At 73.4% G+C, this 18,619-nt stretch carries 16 protein-coding genes; 8 read left to right on the top strand and 8 right to left on the bottom strand.

Features of this window, described 5'->3' with window-relative positions; genetic code table 11:
- Positions 1-296: 296 nt before the first annotated feature.
- From DBP14_RS26115 to DBP14_RS26095, 5 genes are all read right to left on the bottom strand, one after another.
- Entirely contained in the window at positions 297-3,401 is a 3,105-nt protein-coding gene (locus DBP14_RS26115) for an efflux RND transporter permease subunit (protein ID WP_129309548.1), read from the bottom strand.
- 283 nt (positions 3,402-3,684) lie between these two features.
- Complete coding sequence (locus tag DBP14_RS26110) at positions 3,685-4,365, bottom strand: response regulator transcription factor (protein ID WP_129309547.1); 681 nt, start codon at positions 4,363-4,365, stop codon at positions 3,685-3,687.
- Positions 4,362-5,585, bottom strand: a complete 1,224-nt coding sequence (locus DBP14_RS26105) for a histidine kinase (RefSeq protein WP_206739357.1) — start codon at positions 5,583-5,585, stop codon at positions 4,362-4,364. The genes DBP14_RS26110 and DBP14_RS26105 overlap by 4 nt, the downstream gene beginning before the upstream one ends.
- Positions 5,586-5,897: 312 nt before the next feature.
- A complete protein-coding gene (locus tag DBP14_RS26100; protein ID WP_129309546.1) occupies positions 5,898-6,176 on the bottom strand; it encodes a hypothetical protein in 279 nt (92 codons plus the stop codon).
- A 33-nt stretch (positions 6,177-6,209) separates the two neighbouring features.
- Positions 6,210-6,980, bottom strand: coding sequence for a PspA/IM30 family protein (locus DBP14_RS26095; RefSeq protein WP_241741288.1), 771 nt, complete (start codon positions 6,978-6,980; stop codon positions 6,210-6,212).
- A gap of 283 nt (positions 6,981-7,263) precedes the next feature.
- On the opposite strand from DBP14_RS26095, the gene DBP14_RS26090 reads away from it, so the two are divergent.
- The 3 genes from DBP14_RS26090 to DBP14_RS26080 all read left to right on the top strand — a co-directional run bounded on the left by DBP14_RS26090 (position 7,264) and on the right by DBP14_RS26080 (position 9,834).
- A complete protein-coding gene (locus tag DBP14_RS26090) occupies positions 7,264-7,890 on the top strand; it encodes a DUF3043 domain-containing protein (protein ID WP_129309544.1) in 627 nt (208 codons plus the stop codon).
- An 83-nt stretch (positions 7,891-7,973) separates the two neighbouring features.
- Complete coding sequence (locus tag DBP14_RS26085) at positions 7,974-8,681, top strand: class I SAM-dependent methyltransferase (protein WP_129309543.1); 708 nt, start codon at positions 7,974-7,976, stop codon at positions 8,679-8,681.
- A 73-nt stretch (positions 8,682-8,754) separates the two neighbouring features.
- Entirely contained in the window at positions 8,755-9,834 is a 1,080-nt protein-coding gene (locus DBP14_RS26080; RefSeq protein ID WP_129309542.1) for a trypsin-like peptidase domain-containing protein, read from the top strand.
- A 57-nt stretch (positions 9,835-9,891) separates the two neighbouring features.
- On the opposite strand, the gene DBP14_RS26075 is transcribed toward DBP14_RS26080, so the two are convergent.
- Positions 9,892-10,113 (bottom strand): hypothetical protein, encoded by a 222-nt coding sequence (locus DBP14_RS26075; RefSeq protein WP_129309541.1) that lies wholly within the window; start codon positions 10,111-10,113, stop codon positions 9,892-9,894.
- Between the two features lie 77 nt (positions 10,114-10,190).
- Between DBP14_RS26075 and DBP14_RS26070 the strand changes: the two genes are divergently transcribed.
- Positions 10,191-11,393, top strand: a complete 1,203-nt coding sequence (locus tag DBP14_RS26070; RefSeq protein WP_129309540.1) for a bifunctional adenosylcobinamide kinase/adenosylcobinamide-phosphate guanylyltransferase — start codon at positions 10,191-10,193, stop codon at positions 11,391-11,393.
- Positions 11,394-11,810: 417 nt separating this feature from the next.
- Here the strand turns inward: DBP14_RS26070 and DBP14_RS26065 are convergent, their stop codons facing one another.
- Positions 11,811-12,839: a class I SAM-dependent methyltransferase gene (locus DBP14_RS26065; RefSeq protein ID WP_129309539.1), complete on the bottom strand. Its 1,029-nt coding sequence runs from the start codon at positions 12,837-12,839 to the stop codon at positions 11,811-11,813.
- Between the two features lie 134 nt (positions 12,840-12,973).
- On the opposite strand from DBP14_RS26065, the gene cobT reads away from it, so the two are divergent.
- The 3 genes from cobT (at position 12,974) to DBP14_RS36445 (ending at position 16,716) form a co-directional block, all read left to right on the top strand.
- Entirely contained in the window at positions 12,974-14,074 is a 1,101-nt protein-coding gene (gene cobT / locus DBP14_RS26060; protein WP_129309538.1) for a nicotinate-nucleotide--dimethylbenzimidazole phosphoribosyltransferase, read from the top strand.
- A gap of 62 nt (positions 14,075-14,136) precedes the next feature.
- A complete protein-coding gene (locus DBP14_RS26055) occupies positions 14,137-15,918 on the top strand; it encodes a phosphatidylglycerol lysyltransferase domain-containing protein (protein ID WP_129309537.1) in 1,782 nt (593 codons plus the stop codon).
- Between the two features lie 36 nt (positions 15,919-15,954).
- Positions 15,955-16,716, top strand: a complete 762-nt coding sequence (locus tag DBP14_RS36445; RefSeq protein WP_206739356.1) for a hypothetical protein — start codon at positions 15,955-15,957, stop codon at positions 16,714-16,716.
- Here the strand turns inward: DBP14_RS36445 and DBP14_RS26045 are convergent.
- Positions 16,656-17,420: a hypothetical protein gene (locus DBP14_RS26045; protein WP_129309536.1), complete on the bottom strand. Its 765-nt coding sequence runs from the start codon at positions 17,418-17,420 to the stop codon at positions 16,656-16,658. The two genes, DBP14_RS36445 and DBP14_RS26045, sit on opposite strands and share 61 nt — an antisense overlap.
- Before the next feature lie 83 nt (positions 17,421-17,503).
- On the opposite strand from DBP14_RS26045, the gene DBP14_RS26040 reads away from it, so the two are divergent.
- The gene (locus DBP14_RS26040) at positions 17,504-18,298 is read left to right on the top strand and encodes an adenosylcobinamide-GDP ribazoletransferase (protein WP_164992411.1); all 795 of its coding nucleotides are present in this window, start codon (positions 17,504-17,506) and stop codon (positions 18,296-18,298) included.
- The last annotated feature ends 321 nt before the right edge of the window (positions 18,299-18,619 follow it).

The following is an 18,619-nucleotide window of genomic DNA, read 5'->3' as shown; positions in this document are numbered from 1 at the left end:
ACGAAGCCCCGTACCGCGGCGTCACGCGGTACGGGGCTTCGGGCGGTTCACGGTTACCGGGCCGGCGGCCGTGCCCCCGCTTACTCACCGACCGAACGGGTGGGTGGGCAAGGCAGGCCGGCCACAGCGGACCCGCAGCCGCCCGCCGGCCCCGAACGAAGCCCCGTACCGCGGCGTCACGCGGTACGGGGCTTCGGGCGGTTCACGGTTACCGGGCCGGCGGCCGTGCCCCCGCTTACTCACCGACCGAACGGGTCGGTGGGTGGGAAAGACAGGCCGGCCACAGCGAGCCGCAGCTATACGCCCACTGGTTCCCGGGCGGAGGCCGCCTCCTTGGCGTCCCTCTTCGCCGCCCGCTTCTTCGCCCGCCGCTCCTTGCGAAGCTCCAGCATCGCGTAGAGCGTCGGGACGAGCAGCAGGGTCAGCAGGGTGGAGCTGATCAGGCCGCCGATGACGACCACCGCCAGCGGCTGGGCGATGAAGCCGCCCTCGCCGGTGACCCCGAGGGCCATCGGGAGCAGCGCGAAGATCGTCGCGAGGGCCGTCATCAGGATCGGGCGGAGCCGGTGCCGGCCGCCCTCGACGACCGCCTCGACGACGCCGTAGCCCTGCGCCCGGTACTGGTTGATCAGGTCGATCAGCACGATCGCGTTGGTCACCACGATGCCGATCAGCATCAGCATGCCGATCATCGCCGGGACGCCCATCGGGGTGCCCGTGGCGATCAGCAGGCCGATCGCGCCGGTCGCCGCGAACGGGATGGAGACCAGCAGGATCAGCGGCTGGGCCAGCGAGCGGAACGTCGCCACCAGCAGCATGAACACGATCGCGATCGCGGCCAGCATCGCCAGGCCCAGGTTCTTGAACGCGTCGTCCTGGTCGGAGCTGACCCCGCCGATCTGCGCGGTGGCGCCCGCCGGCAGCTTCAGCGCCTTGATCTTCGACTGGAGCTTGGTGCTCACCGCGCCGGTGTTGTCGCCGGTCGGCCGGGCCGTGATGGTGGCCGCCCGCTGGCCGTCGATCCGGGTCAGCGACACCGGGCCGGGCTCCAGCTTCACCGTGGCGATGTCCCCCAGCTTCACCGGCCCGAGACGCAGCGCCTTCAGCTGGGCCAGCGTGGTCGCGGGCTTCGCCGACTTCACGACGACGTCGCGCTCGGTGTCGTCGAGGACGGCCTGCGCGGCCGTCGAACCGCGCACGGCCTGGGCGACCGCGAGCCCGAGCTTCTGGTCGTCGAAGCCGGCCGCGGCGGCCTTCGAGTTGGCCTTCACGGAGATCCGCGGCACGCTCTGCGCGAGGTCACTGGTCACGTCGGTGACGTGGTCGAGTCCGGCGACGGCGGCGCGGACCTGCTCGGAGGCCGTGCGCAGCGCCGCCGGGTCGGACGCCTTCACCTGGACGCTGAGGTCCTGGCTGCCGAAGCCGTCACCGGCGGACACGGTGGTCGTACCGATGCCGTCGAGCTTCTTCAGCCCGTCCTCGATGTGCTTCTGCACGTCGTCGTAGGACGCCGAGTCCTTCAGCATGACCTGGTACGACGCCTGGTTGGTGTCGGTGCCGCCGCCGAAGGCGGCCATGAAGCCGGAGGAGCCGACGGTGACCTGGTAGTCCTTGACGCCCTTGGTCGAGGCCAGCAGCTTCTCCACCCGCTTGGCCCGCGCGTCGGTGGCCGCGAGGCTGGTGCCGGGCTTCAGCTTCTGCTTGACGGTGAGGACCTCCTGGTCGCCCTGGTCGAAGAAGTTGGTCTTCAGCAGGCCGGACATGCCGAACGTGCCGAAGAGCACGACGACGGCGATCAGCACACTGGTGATCCGGCGCCGGGTGGCGAACCGCAGGACGGGGACGTAGATCCGCTGGAGCCTGCTCCGCGCCTCCTTCTCCTCGGCCCGGCGGCGGGCCTCGTCCGCGTCCTCGGGGGTGCCCTTGGGGGCGCGCAGGAACCAGTACGACAGTACGGGCACGACCGTCAGCGACACGAGCAGGGAGGCCAGCAGGGCCGCCGTCACGGTGATGCTGAACGAGCCGAACAGCGCGCCCACCATGCCGCCGACCAGGCCGATCGGCAGGAACACGGCGACCGTGGTGAGGGTGGAGGAGGTGACCGCGCCGGCCACCTCGCGGACGGCGCCCAGGATGGCCTCGCGGCGCTCCTCGCCGTAGCCGAGGTGCCGTTTGATGTTCTCCAGGACGACGATGGAGTCGTCGACGACCCGGCCGATGGCGATGGTGAGCGCGCCCAGCGTCAGCACGTTGAGCGACAGGTCGCCGATCCACAGCACGATCAGCGCGAGGACCACCGACAGCGGGATCGACACGGCGGTGACCAGCGTGGAGCGGATCGAGGCCAGGAAGACCAGGATGACGAGGACCGCGAAGAGCAGGCCCAGCGCGCCCTCGGTGGTCAGGCCCTTGATGGACTTGGACACGGCCGGGCCCTGGTCGCTGACGACGGTGAGCTTCGCCCCGGAGCCGAGGTCCTTGCGCAGGTCGGGGAGCTTGTCGTTCACGGCCTTGGAGATGGAGACCGCGCTGCCGTCGTGGTCGGTGGTGACGCTGACGGCGAGGCTGGGCCGGCCGTCGGTGCGGGTGATGGAGTCGGCGGGGGCCGGCTGCTCCTTCACGGTGGCCACGGACCCGAGGCGTACGGGCTTCCCGCCGTCCTGTCCGGTGACCATCAGGTCGCGGATCTGTTCGAGCGAGGTGTAGCCGCCGCCGACCTGGACGGTGCGGTTCTTGCCGTCCTCGGCGAAGGAGCCGGCCGGGACGGTCGCGCCGCCCGCCTTGAGGGCCTCGCCGAGCGCGGCGGGGTTCAGTCCGGCCCGCGCGAGCTCGGCGTTGTCGGGGGTGACGGTGACCTGGAGGTCGCGTACGCCGGTGACCTGGACGCGGCCGACGCCGTCGATGTTCTTCAGGGCCGGTACGACCGTCTTGTCGAGCTGGTCGGCGAGGGCCTGCTGGTCCTTGTCGGAGGTGACGGCGAGGACCACGGTGGGGATGTCGTCGGTGGATCCGGTGATGACCTGCGGGTCGACGCCGTCCGGGAGCTGGTTGCGGGCCCGGTTGACGGCCTGCTGGACGTCGGCGACGAGCTGCTTGCTGTCGTTGCCGTAGTCGAAGGACGCCATGATCACGGCGTTGCCCTCGCTGGCCGTGGAGGTGACGCCGGAGACGCCGTCGACGGCCTGGAGGTTGTCCTCGATCGGCTCGACGACCTGCTTCTCGACGACGTCGGGCGAGGCGCCCTGGTACGGCACGAGGACGGACACGACCGGGAGGTCGATGGTGGGCAGCAGTTGCTGCTTGATCTGGGGTATCGCGATGGCCCCGAAGACGAGCGCGATGATGGACACGAGCCCGATCAGGGCCCGTTGGGCGAGGCTGAACCTGGACAGCCAGGACATGGCGTTGGGGGTCTCTCTCCTGTGAGCGGCAGAAGCGGCGGAATCGACGGGATCGGCGGGGTCGGCGGAAGCGACGGGATCGGCGGGATCGGCGGGGTCGGCGGAAGCGACGGGATCGGCGGGTTGGGCGGGATCGGCTGAATCGGGGCGGGACACGGGACGGTGGCCGCACAGGTGCGCGCCCACCCCACCACCCTGGGCCATGGCCGGGCCCTCACCCGTAGGCCCCAGGTCCATTTCCTTACCGGCGCCCTACTCCGCGCGCAGTACACGCGGGTGGAGATCAGTCCATCCGCGGACGGACCAGCCCGGACTCGTACGCGATGACCACGAGCTGGGCCCGGTCCCGGGCGCCCAGCTTGGCCATGGCCCGGTTGACGTGGGTCTTCACGGTGAGCGGGCTGACTTCGAGGCGTTCGGCGATCTCGTCGTTGGAGTGGCCGCCCGCGACCTGGACGAGGACCTCACGCTCCCGCCCGGTGAGGGCGTCGAGGCGTTCGGCGCGCGCCGGGTCGGCGCCGTCGCCGTCGTCGCCGCGGGCGAGGAAGCGGGCGATCAGGCCCTTGGTGGCGGCTGGGGACAGCAGGGCCTCGCCGCCGGCGGCGACGCGGATGGCGCTGAGGAGTTCCTCGGGTTCGCTGCCCTTGCCGAGGAAGCCGGAGGCGCCCGCGCGCAGCGCCTGGATGACGTAGTCGTCGACCTCGAAGGTGGTCAGGATGACGACCCGGACGTGGCCGAGGGCGGGGTCGGCGCTGATCAGCCGGGTGGCGGCGAGGCCGTCGGTGCCGGGCATCCGGATGTCCATCAGGACGACGTCGGCGCCCTGTTCCTGGGCGAGGCGGACCGCTTCGGCGCCGTCGGAGGCCTCCCCCACGACCTCCATGTCGGGCTCGGAGTCGACGAGCACGCGGAACGCGCTGCGCAGCAGTGCCTGGTCGTCGGCGAGCAGGACACGGATCGTCATGCGGTCTCCCCCGGGGCCGTCGTGCGGGTCTCGACGGGCAGGATCGCATGGACGCGGTAGCCGCCGCCGTAGCGGGGGCCGGTGGTCAGGGTGCCGCGCAGCGCGGTGACCCGCTCGCGCATGCCGAGGAGCCCGTGCCCGCCGCCCGCGCCGGGTTCACCGTCCGCTCCCGGTCCGTCGTCGAGGACGGTGACCTCGATGTTCGGTCCGACGCGTACGACGCTGACCTCGGCCCTGGCGTTCGGGCCCGCGTGTTTCTGCGCGTTGGTCAGGGCTTCCTGGATGATCCGGTAGGCCGCCAGGTCGACGGCGGCGGGGAGGGCGGTGCCGTCGTCGGCGCGGGCCACCTGCACGGGCAGGCCGGCGCTGCGGAAGGTGCCGGCGAGGTCGTCGAGGCGGCTGAGGCCGGGGGCGGGTTCGGTGGGGGCCTCGGGGTCGCCGGACTGGCGGAGCAGGCCGACGGTGGCGCGTAGTTCGTTCAGTGCGGAGCGGCTGGCCTCGCGGACGTGGGCGAGGGCCTCCTTGGCCTGGTCGGGGCGCCTGTCCATGACGTGCGCGGCGACTCCGGCCTGCACGTTGACGAGGGCGATGTGGTGGGCGACGACGTCGTGCAGGTCACGGGCGATGCGCAGCCGCTCCTCGGCGACGCGGCGGCGGGCCTCCTCCTCGCGGGTGCGTTCGGCGCGTTCCGCGCGCTCGCGGATGGCCTGCACGACGGCGCGGCGGCTGCGTACGGCGTCCCCGGCGGTGGCGCCGATACCGGTCCAGGCCAGGACGCCGAGGTTCTCCTGGGCGTACCAGGGCAGGCTGCCGCCGAGCATGGCGGCGCCCGTCAGCACGATCATGGTGAGCAGGCCGACGCGCACGGTGGTGGTGCGGTCGGTGGCGGCGGCGACGGTGAACAGGGCGATGACGGCGGACATCGCCACGGGGGCGCGGGGGTCGGCGGTGACCAGTTCGGCGAGGGAGACGGCGCCGGTGACGGCGAGGACAGCCTTCGGGGCGCGGCGCCGGAACACGAGGGCGGCTGCGCCGAGGAGCATGAGGAGGAGGCTGAGGGGCGCGGGCGTCCGGACGCCCCAGCTGATGCCCCGGCCGCCGCCGCCCGGCACGACGAACGAGCCGGCGACCATGCATACGAGGACGCCTGCGGCGATGGCCGCGTCCAGCGCGAGGGGGTGAGCCCGCAGCCCACACCGCGCCCGTTCGATTGTCCTCACCCCCCGAATGTACGGGTGCGCTGCCACAGCCGACCGGGGTGGGGCACACTCACGGGCGCTCCTTCGGCACCGCCCGCCGAAGCCGCCCGGGGGTAGGTCCGCTTACCGGCGCTGCCAGGGTGCCGCCGCGCCCACCCGTGCCGCCCCTTGCGGCACGCATGCCCGCGGCTGGGGCGGCTGCGAAGCCGACGCCAGGGGCAGCGCCCCGTAAGGGGCGCGGGGAACTGCGCGACCGGCCACCACGCGGCGGCAGTCGCCGTACGACAGCCACCCCCGCCCCGGAGGGCGAAGGGTCGAGGTGCCGCCCAGGGGTCAGCCCGGGATGAGACCGTCGTCGCTCAGTAGCTCGCGGACCTCGGAGAGAGTCGCGTCGGCCGAGGGAAGGATCAGCTCGGACGGCTCCAGCGAGTCGTCGGGCAGCGGCTCGCCCAGTCGCCGCACCGCGTCCAGGAGGGCGCCCAGCGTCCGCCGGAAACCCTCCCCGTCACCGTTCTCGACCTCCGCCAGCAACTCGTCGTCCAGCTTGTTCAGCTCGGGGAAGTGGGCGTCGTCCAGCGTCACCTGGCCCTCGCCCATGATCCGTACGATCACGTCGGCCTCCTCGGCTCCCGTCCCGGCGCCGGACTACTGCTTGTCGAAGCGCGGGGTGTCCTGCGGCTGCTGCTGGGACTGCCCCTGCCCGGTGCCGCCCTCGATCGCCTGCTGCTGCGAGGACGAACCGCCGGCCAGCTCCGCCTTCATGCGCTGCAGCTCCAGCTCTACATCCGTACCACCGGAGAGCCGGTCCAGCTCGGCCGCGATGTCGTCCTTGGCCATGCCGGAGGGGTCGTCGAGCGCGCCGGAGGCGAGCAGCTCGTCGATGGCGCCGGCCCGCGCCTGCAGCTGCTGCGTCTTGTCCTCGGCCCGCTGGATCGCCAGCCCGACGTCGCCCATCTCCTCGGAGATGCCGGAGAACGCCTCGCCGATCCGGGTCTGCGCCTGGGCGGCGGTGTAGGTGGCCTTGATGGTCTCCTTCTTCGTGCGGAACGCGTCCACCTTGGCCTGGAGCCGCTGGGCCGCGAGGGTGAGCTTCTCCTCCTCGCCCTGGAGGGTGGAGTGCTGCGTCTCCAGGTCGGTCACCTGCTGCTGGAGCGCCGCGCGCCGGGACAGCGCCTCGCGGGCCAGGTCCTCGCGGCCGAGCGCGAGCGCCTTGCGGCCCTGGTCCTCCAACTTGGTGGACTGCTGCTGCAACTGGTTGAGCTGCAGTTCGAGACGCTTGCGGGAGGTCGCCACGTCGGCGACGCCCCGGCGCACCTTCTGCAGCAGCTCCAGCTGCTTCTGGTACGAGTAATCGAGGGTCTCGCGCGGGTCCTCGGCCCGGTCAAGGGCCTTGTTCGCCTTCGCGCGGAAGATCATCCCCATACGCTTCATGACACCGCTCATGGGCTTCGCGCGCCCCCTTCTGACGGACTCCAGCTCACAGATCCTGCGACAGAACCCACAGTACGGGCCCTGACTCCATTACCGCACTGTTCGGGGACGGATGCGCTCATCCCCAAGGACGACTGCGGACCGCTCCGCTCCGGCGCAGGGAGTAGGTGATCCCCCGTCGGCGTGCGGGTGAACCGTCCGCGACGCACCCTCTGTCCCTGTACAGACGTCCGGTGTTGCCGGATCGTTCCCCGGCGGGCTGTGGTCCATGCCGGTGCACCCCTTACCCTTGGTCTTTGTGTTCCGTAGCCGCGCCAAGGAAGAGAAGGCCCCCGCCGCCAAGGCGGGGCTGACCGACTCCAAGCAGACCCGTGACCCCCAGGCCCCGAAGGGCCGGCCGACCCCCAAGCGCAGTGAGGCCCAGTCCCAGCGCCGCAGCGTCGCCAGCACTCCGACGAACCGCAAGGACGCCGCGAAGCGTCAGCGGGAGGAGCGCCGCCAGGCGATGGACCGGCAGCGCAAGGCGCTCGCCGGCGGCGACGAGCGGTATCTGCCCGCCCGGGACAAGGGCCCGGTCCGCAGGTTCGCCCGTGACTGGGTCGACTCCCGGTTCAACGTGGCGGAGTTCTTCCTGCCGCTGGCCGTGGTCATCCTGGTGCTGAGCGTGGTGCGGGTGCCGGCGATCCAGAGCATCGCGCTGCTGCTGTGGCTGATCGTGATCGTGCTGATCGTGCTGGACGCGGCGGTCAGCGGCTTCCGGCTGAAGAAGCGGCTGGCGGAGCGGTTCCCGGACGCGAACCGGCGGGGCGCGGTCGCCTACGCCCTGATGCGCTCCCTCCAGATGCGCCGGCTCCGGCTGCCGAAGCCGCAGGTCAAGCGCGGAGAGCGGCCCTGAGCACAGAGGCGTTCTCCGGGGGCGCGGCCGCTTCCTGGCTGAGCAGGCTGGGCGGTCTGCGCGATGTCGTACGGCAGGAGCTGGTGGCCCGGCAGCTCGACGAGCAGCTGGCCGGGCGGTTCCCGGTCGGGCAGCGGCTGCGGGTGCTCGACGTGGGCATGGGGCAGGGCACGCAGGCGCTGCGGCTGGCCCGGCTCGGGCACCAGGTGACGGGGGTCGAGCAGGACCCGACGATGATCGAGGCGGCCCGCGAGGCCCTGGCCGGTGAGCCGGTGGGCATCCGCGAGCGGGTCCGGCTGGTGCAGGGCGACGGGCGGGACACCGGCGTGCATTTCCTGCCGGGCGCCTTCGACGTGGTGCTGTGCCACGGCGTCCTGATGTACGTCGAGGAGCCCGACGCGATGGTGGCCGGGCTGGCCCGGATGCTGGCGCCGGGCGGTCTGCTGTCCCTGCTGGTCCGCAACGGGGACGCGCTGGCCATGCGGCCGGGGCTGTCCGGCGACTGGGCGGGCGCGCTGGCCGCGTTCGACACGACGGCGTACCGGAACCGGCTCGGTCTCGACGTCCGCGCCGACCGGCTGGCCACGCTCACCGCGACGCTAGCCGGGATCAACGCGCCGCTGCACGCCTGGTACGGGGTGCGGGTCTTCACGGACACGGCGGCGGACGGCACCGAGGTTCCGGGCGAGCATGAGCTGCGGGCGCTGCTCGCGGCCGAGGAGAAGGCCGGCCGCACCGACCCCTACCGCGGGGTGGCGGCGCTGCTGCACCTCTGCGGAGTGCGCGGCTGACACCGGGCCTCGGCGGTCCCCGTTCGGGTGAAGCCGGAGAGCCGTCCGACCAGCCCGCGGCGAGACTCGGGGCATGGACGCTTCCCCTGCCCGTGCTCTTCCGAGGGCCGCCTGGATCACCGCGCTCCTGTGCTCCGTGGCCCTCCTCTCCGGCTGCTCGCGGTCCGGTCCCGCGCCCGCGTCGCGGGACGACGTCACGGCCACCCGGGCGGCGGCCGCGCCGCTGGACGCGAGCGACCTGCAGAGCCAGTACGAGAAAGTGATCAAGGAGGTCCTGCCGTCGGTCGTGCAGATCCAGGCGAGCCAGGACCTCGGCTCCGGGGTGGTGTACGACGACAAGGGGCACATCGTCACCAACGCGCACGTGGTCGGCTCGGAGAAGAAGTTCAAGGTGACCACGGCGAACAGCGAGACCACGCTCACCGCGTCCCTGGTGTACTCCTACCCGGAGCAGGACCTCGCGGTGATCAAGCTGGACAAGGTGCCGGACGGGCTGAAGGCGGCGTCCTTCGGGAACACCGACAAGGTCGCGGTCGGGCAGATCGTGCTGGCGATGGGTTCGCCGCTCGGGCTGTCGTCCAGCGTGACGCAGGGCATCGTCTCGGCGACCGGACGGACCGTCAGCGAGGGCAGCAGCGGCGGCGGAACGGGCGCCACGATCGCGAACATGGTGCAGACGTCGGCGGCCATCAACCCGGGCAACAGCGGTGGCGCCCTGGTCAATCTGGACGGGCAGGTCATCGGTATCCCGACGCTCGCGGCGACCGATCCCCAGCTGGGCGGCAGCGCGGCGCCGGGCATCGGGTTCGCGATCCCGGCGTCGATGGTGAAGACGGTCGCCGACCAGATCATCCAGAAGGGCAAGGTCGTCGACTCGGGGCGGGCCGCGCTCAACATCACGGCGCGGACGGTCGTCGACAGCGACTACCAGCCGGCCGGCGTCGCGGTGGTCAGCGTCGCGCGGGGCGGGGCGGCCGACAAGGCGGGGTTGCGGGCCGGGGACATCATCACCAGGCTGGGTGACCAGACGATCACCACCATCACGTCCCTCTCCGAGGCCCTCGCCTCGGAGAGGCCGGGCCAGCACACGAAGGTGACGTTCCTGCGCGACGGCCGCACGACGACCGTCGAGGTGACACTGGGTGAGCAGTGAGGTCTGACGCCGGGTGAGCAGCGAGGGCCGCTCACCGCTCACCCAGGCCCGGACGTGTTACGAGGCGTCCTCGGCGTCGGCGTGCAGGCTCATCGGGCCGTAGATCTCGCTGGTCTCCTCGAAGAGCCGCACCTGGTCCGCGCCGCCGTCCCGCAGCTCCTTCCAGTGCTCACCGATCCAGGACTCGGCGTCCCCCTGCGTGGTGAACTCCTCGGGCTGCACCGCGGGCTGGACCTCCGTCCCGTCGGCCTTCTCGAACCGCCACGTCCATGCCGCCATCTGGGCCTCCTTTGATCCAACTGCCGACCAGCCTAGCCGGATGCGCAAGACCTGCGAGGACGGGTGAAAATCGGGGCGTGGAACTGACTCTGCTCGGCACCGGTGCCCCCGCGGGACTGCCCCGCCCCGACTGTCCCTGTGCCGTCTGCGCGACCGCGCTCGGGCCGGCCGCGCGGGCGGCCACCGCCGTCCTGGTGGACGGGGCGCTGCTGCTCGACCTGACGCCGGGCGTGGCGTTCGCGGCCGCCCGCGCCGGTCATTCGCTGGGCGGGGTTCGGCAGGTGCTGCTGTCGCACCCGCACGACGGCCCGGCGGTGGAGGTGCCGGCCGGGCTGCCACAGCCCGGCCGGGTCCCGGACGGCCGGGAGTTGGCGCTGCTGACGGGGCATCGGGTGCGGGCGGTGGCGATGGACGCGGGCGGCACCGGGTACGCGGTGACCGGGCCGGACGGGCAGCGGCTGCTGTACCTGCCGCCGGGCGGCGCTCCCGCGGGACTGGAGGAGTCGCGGGCGGAGACGTACCAGATGGTCCTGGCGGACGTGGTGGGGCGGCCGGACGCGCTGGCCCGGCTGCGGGCGGTGGGCTCGGTCGGGCCGACCACGGACGTCGTCGCCGTCCACCTCGACCACGACGTGCCGTCCGGCGGCGAGTCGGTGCGACGGCTCGCGGCGGCGGGGGCGCGCGCGGTGCCCGACGGAACGACGCTGGTGGTGGGCGCGTACGAGGACGTACCGGACGTGCCGCGCCGGACCCTGGTGCTGGGCGGGGCGCGTTCGGGCAAGTCGGTGGAGGCCGAGCGGCGGCTGGAGTCCTTCCCCGAGGTGCTGTACGTGGCGACCGGGGGCACGCGGAGCGGGGACGGCGAGTGGGCGGCGCGGGTGGCCGCGCACCGGGAGCGGCGGCCGGGGTCGTGGCGTACGGCGGAGACGACGGACCTGGTGCCGCTGCTGGCCGAGGAGGGGCCGCCGGTGCTGATCGACTGCCTGTCGCTGTGGCTGACGGACGCGATGGACGCGGTGGGGGCGTGGGACGACGCGGAGTGGGCGGGCGGCGGGGAGAAGGCGCTGCGCGAGCGGGTGGCCGAGCTGGCGGCGGCGGTGCGGTCCGCTCGGCGGACGGTGGTGGCCGTGTCCAACGAGGTCGGGTCCGGGATCGTCCCGGCGACGGCCTCCGGGCGCCGCTACCGCGACGAACTGGGCCGCCTGAACGCGTCGTTCGCCGCCGAGTGCGAGGAGGTCCTCCTGGTGGTGGCCGGCCAGGCGATGGTCCTGCGGGGCTGAACAGCACCCTTTGCTACGGCCGGCCGGGGGCAGATCACACTCCCCGGCGCTCGCCGGGTGCCTCCCCCACCGCCCACCCGTGCCGCCCTGGGGGTCCCCCCAGGCCCTTAAGGCACTGGGGGAGGCACGCATGCCCGCAGCTAGGGGCGCGGGGCTGTGCCGATATGCGGCTCCGCCGCGCGGGCGCGACCAGCCACGGCGCGCCCGCAGGCGGGGACGGCGCAGGCAGGGCAGCGCCCCTTCAGGGGCGCGGGGAACGGCGCGAGCAAGCACGACAAGCCCGCGGCCGAACACGGCGCAGGCAGGGCAGGACCCCGCAAGGGGCGCGGGGAACTGCGCAAGCAAGCACGACAAGCCCGCGGCCGAACACGGCGCAGGCAGGGCAGAGCCCCGCAAGGGGCGCGGGGAACTGCGCGGTCAGGCGGCGCCGGGTCGTGGTTTCGGCGTCGGTCTGGGCTCCTTGCGGGCCACGACCCGGTACGCGTTGGAGAGGGGGGTGTGGCGGGCCAGGGGAGAGACCGCCAGGTCGAGGACGGAGGCTGCCGTGGCGAAGGGTGCCGCCGCCGCCCGAACGGCGAGGGGCGCGCCGGCCACAGCGAGGCTGACGGCCGCCGAGAGATCGTAGGGGACGTGGGGAGCGGCCCGGTCGACGACCAGGACCCTGCACCCCCGGCACTCCAACTCCGCGCACAGGTTGGCCACCGGCACCAGATGGAGGTGGCGCGGCTGCCCGTACGGCAGCCACCGCCGGCCGAGCAGCGCGGCGAACCCGCTGCGGGGATCCGGCACTTCGACGACGAGATGCCCCCCGGGCCGCAGCACGGCCAGCGCCGCTCGCAGTTCCGCGCGCGGGTCCGGCATGTGCTGGAGGTGGTGGAACATGCTCACCACGTCGTAGCGGCCCCGCAACCGCGTCGTCATGCCCGGCCCGGCCAGCCGCCCCACGTGCGCCTCCTCCACCCGCCCGGCCGCGCGGGCCTCCAGGACGCGCGGCGAGGGATCGAGCCCGTCGAACGAGGTGTAGCCGAAGAACTCCCTCGCCGCCTCGGGGAAGTGGCCGTACCCGGTGCCCACGTCGAGCCAGCTCTCCGGCTCGGGCAGCTCGGACAGCTTGTGGGCGGTGGCCCGGTGCCGGCGCCGTACCGCGCGGGCGGACAGCACGCGGGCCGCGAAGTCCTCCAGGTGGCCCGCGTAGAAGTCGCCGTGGGGCAGGGCGAGCCCCTCCGTGACGAGCCGCGGGTTCTGGAAGACGTGCCCGCAGCCCCGGCACTCGTCGACGGCGAACGTGCCCGGCAGGTGCCCGGTCGGGTCGGTGGTGCGCAGCCGGGTGCGCAGGGTGCGCGCGCCGCACCAGGGGCAGTCCTCGCGACGCGGTTCGTGGAACAGGTCGGGGGCGGAGCGCGACGCGGTGTCCGTGGTGGAGGGCGAGAGTGGCGAGGGTGGCATGGACGGCTCCCTGTACGACATTCCGCTGCAAACCGGAACGTATGGGATAGCCCTCCGGGGTGCAACGACGTCAGGGCGGCGTGGTGGCGACGGCACGCGGAAAGCGTTCGTTCGCTGCCGGTACTGTTCGGCGAATGAGCAGGATTGATCTCGACGACTTCTCCGATCTCATCGAGCGCCCCGACGGTGCCGTACGCCGTGACGCCGAGGCCCGCCGGGAGCGCCGGATCGTGCCGCCCGGGGCGCTGGGCCGGCTCGACGAACTGGGCGAGTGGCTGTCGGCGGCGCAGGGCGCCGTACCGGTACGGCCGGTGGAACGGCCGCGCGTGGTGCTCTTCGCCGGCGACCACGGCATCGCCGAGCTGGGCGTCTCCGCCCGTCCCGCGGGCGGTGCCGCGGAGCTGGTGCGGGCGGTGCTGGAGGGCGGCAGTCCGGTGGCGGTGCTGGCCCGGCGCCTGGACGTGCCCGTGCGCGTCGTCGACATGGCCGTGGACTGCGAGCCGGACGCGTTCCCCGCGGACGTCGTACGGCACCGGGTGCGGCGCGGCAGCGGCCGTATCGACGTCGAGGACGCGCTGACGCTGGACGAGGCCGACGCGGCGTTCCGGGCCGGTATGGCCGTCGCCGACGAGGAGGCCGACTCGGGGACGGATCTCGTGGTCCTCGGCGATGTCAGCGTGGGCGGGACGACGGCGGCGTCGGTGCTGGTCGCGGCGCTGTGCGGGACCGACGCCTCGGTGGTGACCGGACGGGGCGGGCTCGCGATCGACGACCTGGTCTGGATGCGCAAGTGCGCGGCGATCCGGGACGCGCTGCGCCGGGCCCGGCCGGTCCTCGGTGACCAGCTGCAGTTGCTGGCGACGGTGGGCGGGGCGGACCTGGCGGCGATGACCGGGTTCCTGCTGCAGTGCGCGGTGCGGAAGCTGCCCGTGATCCTCGACGGGGTGGTGGCGGCCGCGTGCGCGCTGGTCGGGCAGCGGGCCGCCTTCCGGGCGCCGGACTGGTGGCTGGCGGGGCACGACAGCGGGGAGCCCGGGCAGGCGAAGGCGCTGGACCGGATGGCCCTGGAGCCGCTGCTGACCCAGGGCGTGCGGGTCGGCGAGGGCGTGGGCGCGCTGCTGGCCCTGCCGCTGGTGCGCAGCGCGGCGGCACTGGCCGCGGAGCTGCCGGAGCGGCCCGAGGCGAAGGCCGATGCCGAGGCGCCGGAAGGCGAGAAGGCGGCGGAAGCGGAGTAACGCGGGCTACGCGGGTCCGAAAAGAGCCGTTCGCCGGTACGGCGCCCATATGATCCTCCCCTATGGGAGATGCCCGAATTGCGGTGGAACAGCGGGGCGAGCCGGGGCGGGCCGGTGGGGGTGGGGCCTCTCGCCGGGCCGCCGCCCTCGCCGTCTGGTACTTGCGTGCCGTCGCGTTCGTCAACTTCCTGAGCGCGGTGTGGGTGTCGCTGGGCCAGGACGTGCGCCGGCACAACCAGGAGAACTTCTTCACCCCCTACCTGCTGACCGCCGGCTTCGCCTCCGGTGTGTTCACCGCGTTCCTGGCGATCACCATGCGCCGCCGCAAGCGGGCCGCCTGGATCCTGAACCTCGTGCTGAGCGGGCTGTTCCTCGCACTGTTCGCGTTCGCCATGGCGTTCCCGGAGATCCGCCGGTACGCGCAGAACTGGATCTCCCTGGCGCTGACGGCCGGCTTCGTGGCCGCGCTGGTCGTCGGCCGTGGAGAGTTCTACGCCAAGGGCGACCGCTCCAACCCCCGGCTCGCGGCGACCGTCGCCCTCGGCGGCGGGCTGCTCTGCTCGCTGCTGGCCGGCCTGCTGGTGACGGTGACCAACCAGGCGCCGGACGCGGCCCGTTCGACGTTCCCGGAGCGCTGGCACTACGGCACGCTGCGGCTGGTGTCGGTGGCCGCCGAGGAGTCCCGCTTCCCCGGCATCGACCCGCCGAACTGGGCCAACGTGACGATCAACGTCCTCAGCACGGCCCTCGTCCTGGCCGTCCTCTACGCCGCGTTCCGCTCCCGCCGTGCCGTCGACCCGCTCACGGAGGACGACGAGAAGCGGCTGCGGGAGCTGCTGGAGCGGCACGGGGAGCGGGACTCGCTCGGGTACTTCTCGCTGCGCCGCGAGAAGAGCGTGGTGTGGTCGCCGACCGGGAAGGCGGCCGTCGCCTACCGCGTCGTCGGCGGGGTCAGCCTCGCCTCCGGCGACCCGCTGGGCGACCCGGAGGCGTGGCCCGGGGCCATCGCGCCGTGGCTGGCCCAGGCGCGGGCGCACGGCTGGATCCCGGCGGTGATGGGGGCCGGCGAGGAGGCCGGGACGGTCTACGCGCGGCACGGCCTGGACGCACTGGAACTCGGTGACGAGGCGCTCGTGGAGGTCGCCGAGTTCACCCTGGAGGGGCGGGCGATGCGCACGGTCCGGCAGGCCTACAACCGGGTGCGGCGGGCCGGCTACCAGGTGCGGATCCGGCGCCACGAGGACATCCCGGCGGACGAGACGGCGTATCTGATCGAGCGCGCGGACGACTGGCGGGACGGGGCCACCGAGCGCGGCTTCAGCATGGCGCTCGGCCGGCTCGGGGACCCCGAGGACGGCCGGTGCGTGATGCTGGAGTGCACGGACGCCGAGGGCCGGCTGCGCGCGCTGCTGTCGTTCGTGCCGTGGGGCCCGCACGGGCTGTCCCTGGACCTGATGCGGCGGGACCGGGACTCCGACAACGGGCTGATGGAGTTCATGGTCATCGAACTCCTGCGGCGGGCCCGGGAGATCGGGATCACTCAGGTGTCGCTCAACTTCGCCATGTTCCGATCGGTCTTCGAACGCGGTGCGCGCCTCGGTGCCGGCCCGGTGCTGAGGCTTTGGCGGTCGCTGCTCAGCTTCTTCTCCCGGTGGTGGCAGATCGAGTCGCTGTACCGCGCCAACGCCAAGTACCGGCCCATCTGGGAACCCCGGTTCCTGCTCTTCGAGAAGAGCGCGGACCTGCTGCGCATCGGCCTCGCGTCGGCGCGGGCCGAGGGTTTCCTGGAAGCGCCGGGGCTGCCGAAGTGGGTGCATCGGCGGCATCTCGACACGCATCGATGAGGGAATACCGGGTGATCACCGGATGAGGACCGTTTGATGGGAACGCACGCCGGCCCGCTGGCCCGCTGGGCTCGTGCCGAGTGGGGGCTGCTGTACGTCACCGTGCGCGAGCCGTTGCTGAAGCGGCGGCTGCGGGCGGTCCCGATGACGGTCGGCGCGGTGTGCCTGACGGCGCTCCTGCAGTACGTGCAGAACCAGCCGTGGGGTTTCGAGTTCGTGCAAAACGTGGGCGCCGTACGGGCGCAGGACCCGCTGTGGCAGGCCCTGCTGCGCACTCCCCTGTCGCTGTTCGTTCCGGCGCTGGACCTGCCGGTGTGGGGCGCGCTGGCGCAGATCCTGCTGGTGTTCGGCGTCGCCGAGGTGGGCCTGGGCTGGTGGCGGACGATGGGCATCGCCTACGTCGCCACGCTCGCGGGGACGCTGTACGCGCGCGTGGGCATCGCCCTCGGCCCGCACGCCCCGTTCGGGCTGCCCGCTTCGGACGCGCAGGTCGTGGACACCGGCCCGTCGGCGGCCGTGGTGGGGCTCGCGGTGTTCGTGTGCTGGCGCTACGGCGCCTACGTCACGGCGAGCGCGGTGGCCCTGGCGATGGTGGTCGAGGTGCTGGTCAAGGAGAACCTGGCGGGCAAGGAGCATCTGGCCGCGCTGATCGCCGTAGGGCTGCTCTGTCTGGTGACGGCGGCGCGGCCCTGGTACGGGGTGCGGCGCCGGTACGGGATCCGGTCGTGGTGGCGGCGTCACCGGCGGTCGGGCAGGCGGGCCGGGCGCGGGTCGGGCTTGCCGCCGATCCAGTCCTGAACGGCGCGGCGGGGCCCGGACCAGCGGCGGTCGTGGCGGTAGGCGCGCAGGGCGGCCTTGGCGCGGGCGCGGGGGCGGCGGCCGTAGCACCGGCGGGCCCAGGCCGATCCGGGGCGGGCCAGGCGGATCGCGCCGATGATCGCGACGAGCGGCACGATGACGCCGAACACGGCGATGCGCGTCTTGCCCTTGCTCAGGGCGATCAGCGAGAACAGGAAGTTCAGGGCGACGCTGAAGATGGCCGTGCCCCGGTCGGCGAGTTCCTGCTGCGTGAGGTCGTTGACGCCGAACGGTGAGAAGCCGGCGAGCAGGAGGCCGACGAGGGCGGCGGTGAGGACGACGACCTCGACGCTCTTGCGGCCGTCCTCGGTCCAGTAGACGTCGTCGAGGTGCAGGATCAGGGCGAACTCGTCCAGGACCAGGCCGGCGCCCATGCCGAACACGACGGCGGCGACGGCCCCGCCGGCCCCGTGCCGGTCGCTGGCGACCGCGCCGAAACCGCCGATGACGGTGAGGAGGATGCCGGGGACGACGTGGTGGATGTGCAGCCCGCCCGCCTTGACGTTGCCGAACGGCCCCTTGCCGGCCCGGATCAGCCGGGTGATGAGGCGGGTGACGAAGAAGGTGAGGACGAAGGCGGCGAGGGCGAGCAGCAGCGGAAGCTTGCCCGGCTCGATGATGTTCCGTACCCACCAATGCCCCATATGCGAACTTTAGTCGCAGCCGCCGGGAGGGGCTCCGCGGACCGGCGGGCAGGGTCCCGCGGACCGGCCGGTACCCTGCGCCGGTGACCGAGACCCCCGTGACCTCGTCGTTCGACGGCCCCCGCTTCGCCTTCGGCACGCTCACCGTGCTGCCCGTCCGGGTGCACCGCTGGGACCGGGCGGCCGCGCGCGGCGGCATGCTGAACGCCCCGCTGGTCGGGCTGGTCGTCGGGGGCTGCGCGGCCGGGCTCGGACTGCTGCTGCTCCTGCTGGGCGCGGGCCCCTGGCTGGCCGCGGTCGCCACCGCCGCCGTGCCGGCCGCCCTCACCCGGGGTCTGCACCTGGACGGGCTCGCGGACACGGCGGACGGGCTGGGCAGCGGCAAACCGGCCGAGGACGCGCTGCGGATCATGAAGCAGTCGGACATCGGGCCGTTCGGTGTCCTCACCCTGGTCTTCGTGCTGCTCGGTCAGGTCGCCGCGCTGGCCCGGGCGTACGACGACTCGTGGGCGCGGGGTGCGCTGGCCGCCCTCGTCTCGGCGACGGCGGCCCGGCTCGCGCTGACCCTGGCGGCCCGCACCGGGATACCGGCCGCGCGCCCGGAGGGGCTGGGCGCGGCGGTCGCCGGGGTGGTGCCGAGGGGGTGGGCCTGGGCCGTGGCGGCCGTGGTGGTTGCTGGGGCGGCCGCGGCGGGGGGCGCGCTGTTCGGCGGCGGCGCCGCGGTGCGGGCCGCTGCCGCGGTGATCGTCGCGCTCGCCTCGGCCGAACTCCTGCTACGGCACTGCCGGCACCGGTTCGGCGGGGTCACCGGGGATGTGTTCGGAGGGCTGGCGGAGACGGCGGCGACCGCGGCGCTGGTGGTGCTGGCGCTGGGGTGAGGCGCGGACGCCGGCGAGTCCGGGGGGCGGCTGTCGAGTGGCGTCTGCGGGTGCGTCGTGGTTGATCGCGCCCACGCGGCGGAGCCGCACATCAGCGCAGCCCCGCGCCCCTTTGGGGGCGCGCTGTCGGCGGCCGGGATCATGAGAACGGGACCTCCCGGGGGGCCTCGGTGTCGGTACCGGAGGGACGAGTGCGGGGGCGTACGCGCGTAGGCTCGGGGCGGGTGTTCGCCGGCAGGGTGAAGGCCCCGGTTGCCACCCACCCCATGGCCTGGACCTAGGGTCGGCTCTCGGGCCCGGTCGACCCACCCCCATTCGGCC

The organism is Streptomyces sp. L2, from assembly GCF_004124325.1.
Classification (GTDB): domain Bacteria; phylum Actinomycetota; class Actinomycetes; order Streptomycetales; family Streptomycetaceae; genus Streptomyces.
This window is presented reverse-complemented; position numbering and strand designations above follow the sequence as displayed.

What these genes read in the sequence shown, in the direction of transcription:
- DBP14_RS26115 (WP_129309548.1), bottom strand. Translation starts at nt 3,401, where the DNA reads ATGTCCTGGCTGTCCAGGTTCAGCCTCGCCCAACGGGCCCTGATCGGG.
- DBP14_RS36445 (WP_206739356.1), top strand. Translation starts at nt 15,955, where the DNA reads ATGGGAACGCACGCCGGCCCGCTGGCCCGCTGGGCTCGTGCCGAGTGG.
- DBP14_RS26075 (WP_129309541.1), bottom strand. Translation starts at nt 10,113, where the DNA reads ATGGCGGCATGGACGTGGCGGTTCGAGAAGGCCGACGGGACGGAGGTC.
- DBP14_RS26065 (WP_129309539.1), bottom strand. Translation starts at nt 12,839, where the DNA reads ATGCCACCCTCGCCACTCTCGCCCTCCACCACGGACACCGCGTCGCGC.
- DBP14_RS26080 (WP_129309542.1), top strand. Translation starts at nt 8,755, where the DNA reads ATGGACGCTTCCCCTGCCCGTGCTCTTCCGAGGGCCGCCTGGATCACC.
- DBP14_RS26055 (WP_129309537.1), top strand. Translation starts at nt 14,137, where the DNA reads ATGGGAGATGCCCGAATTGCGGTGGAACAGCGGGGCGAGCCGGGGCGG.
- DBP14_RS26095 (WP_241741288.1), bottom strand. Translation starts at nt 6,980, where the DNA reads ATGATCTTCCGCGCGAAGGCGAACAAGGCCCTTGACCGGGCCGAGGAC.
- cobT (WP_129309538.1), top strand. Translation starts at nt 12,974, where the DNA reads ATGAGCAGGATTGATCTCGACGACTTCTCCGATCTCATCGAGCGCCCC.
- DBP14_RS26045 (WP_129309536.1), bottom strand. Translation starts at nt 17,420, where the DNA reads ATGGGGCATTGGTGGGTACGGAACATCATCGAGCCGGGCAAGCTTCCG.
- DBP14_RS26110 (WP_129309547.1), bottom strand. Translation starts at nt 4,365, where the DNA reads ATGACGATCCGTGTCCTGCTCGCCGACGACCAGGCACTGCTGCGCAGC.
- DBP14_RS26090 (WP_129309544.1), top strand. Translation starts at nt 7,264, where the DNA reads ATGCCGGTGCACCCCTTACCCTTGGTCTTTGTGTTCCGTAGCCGCGCC.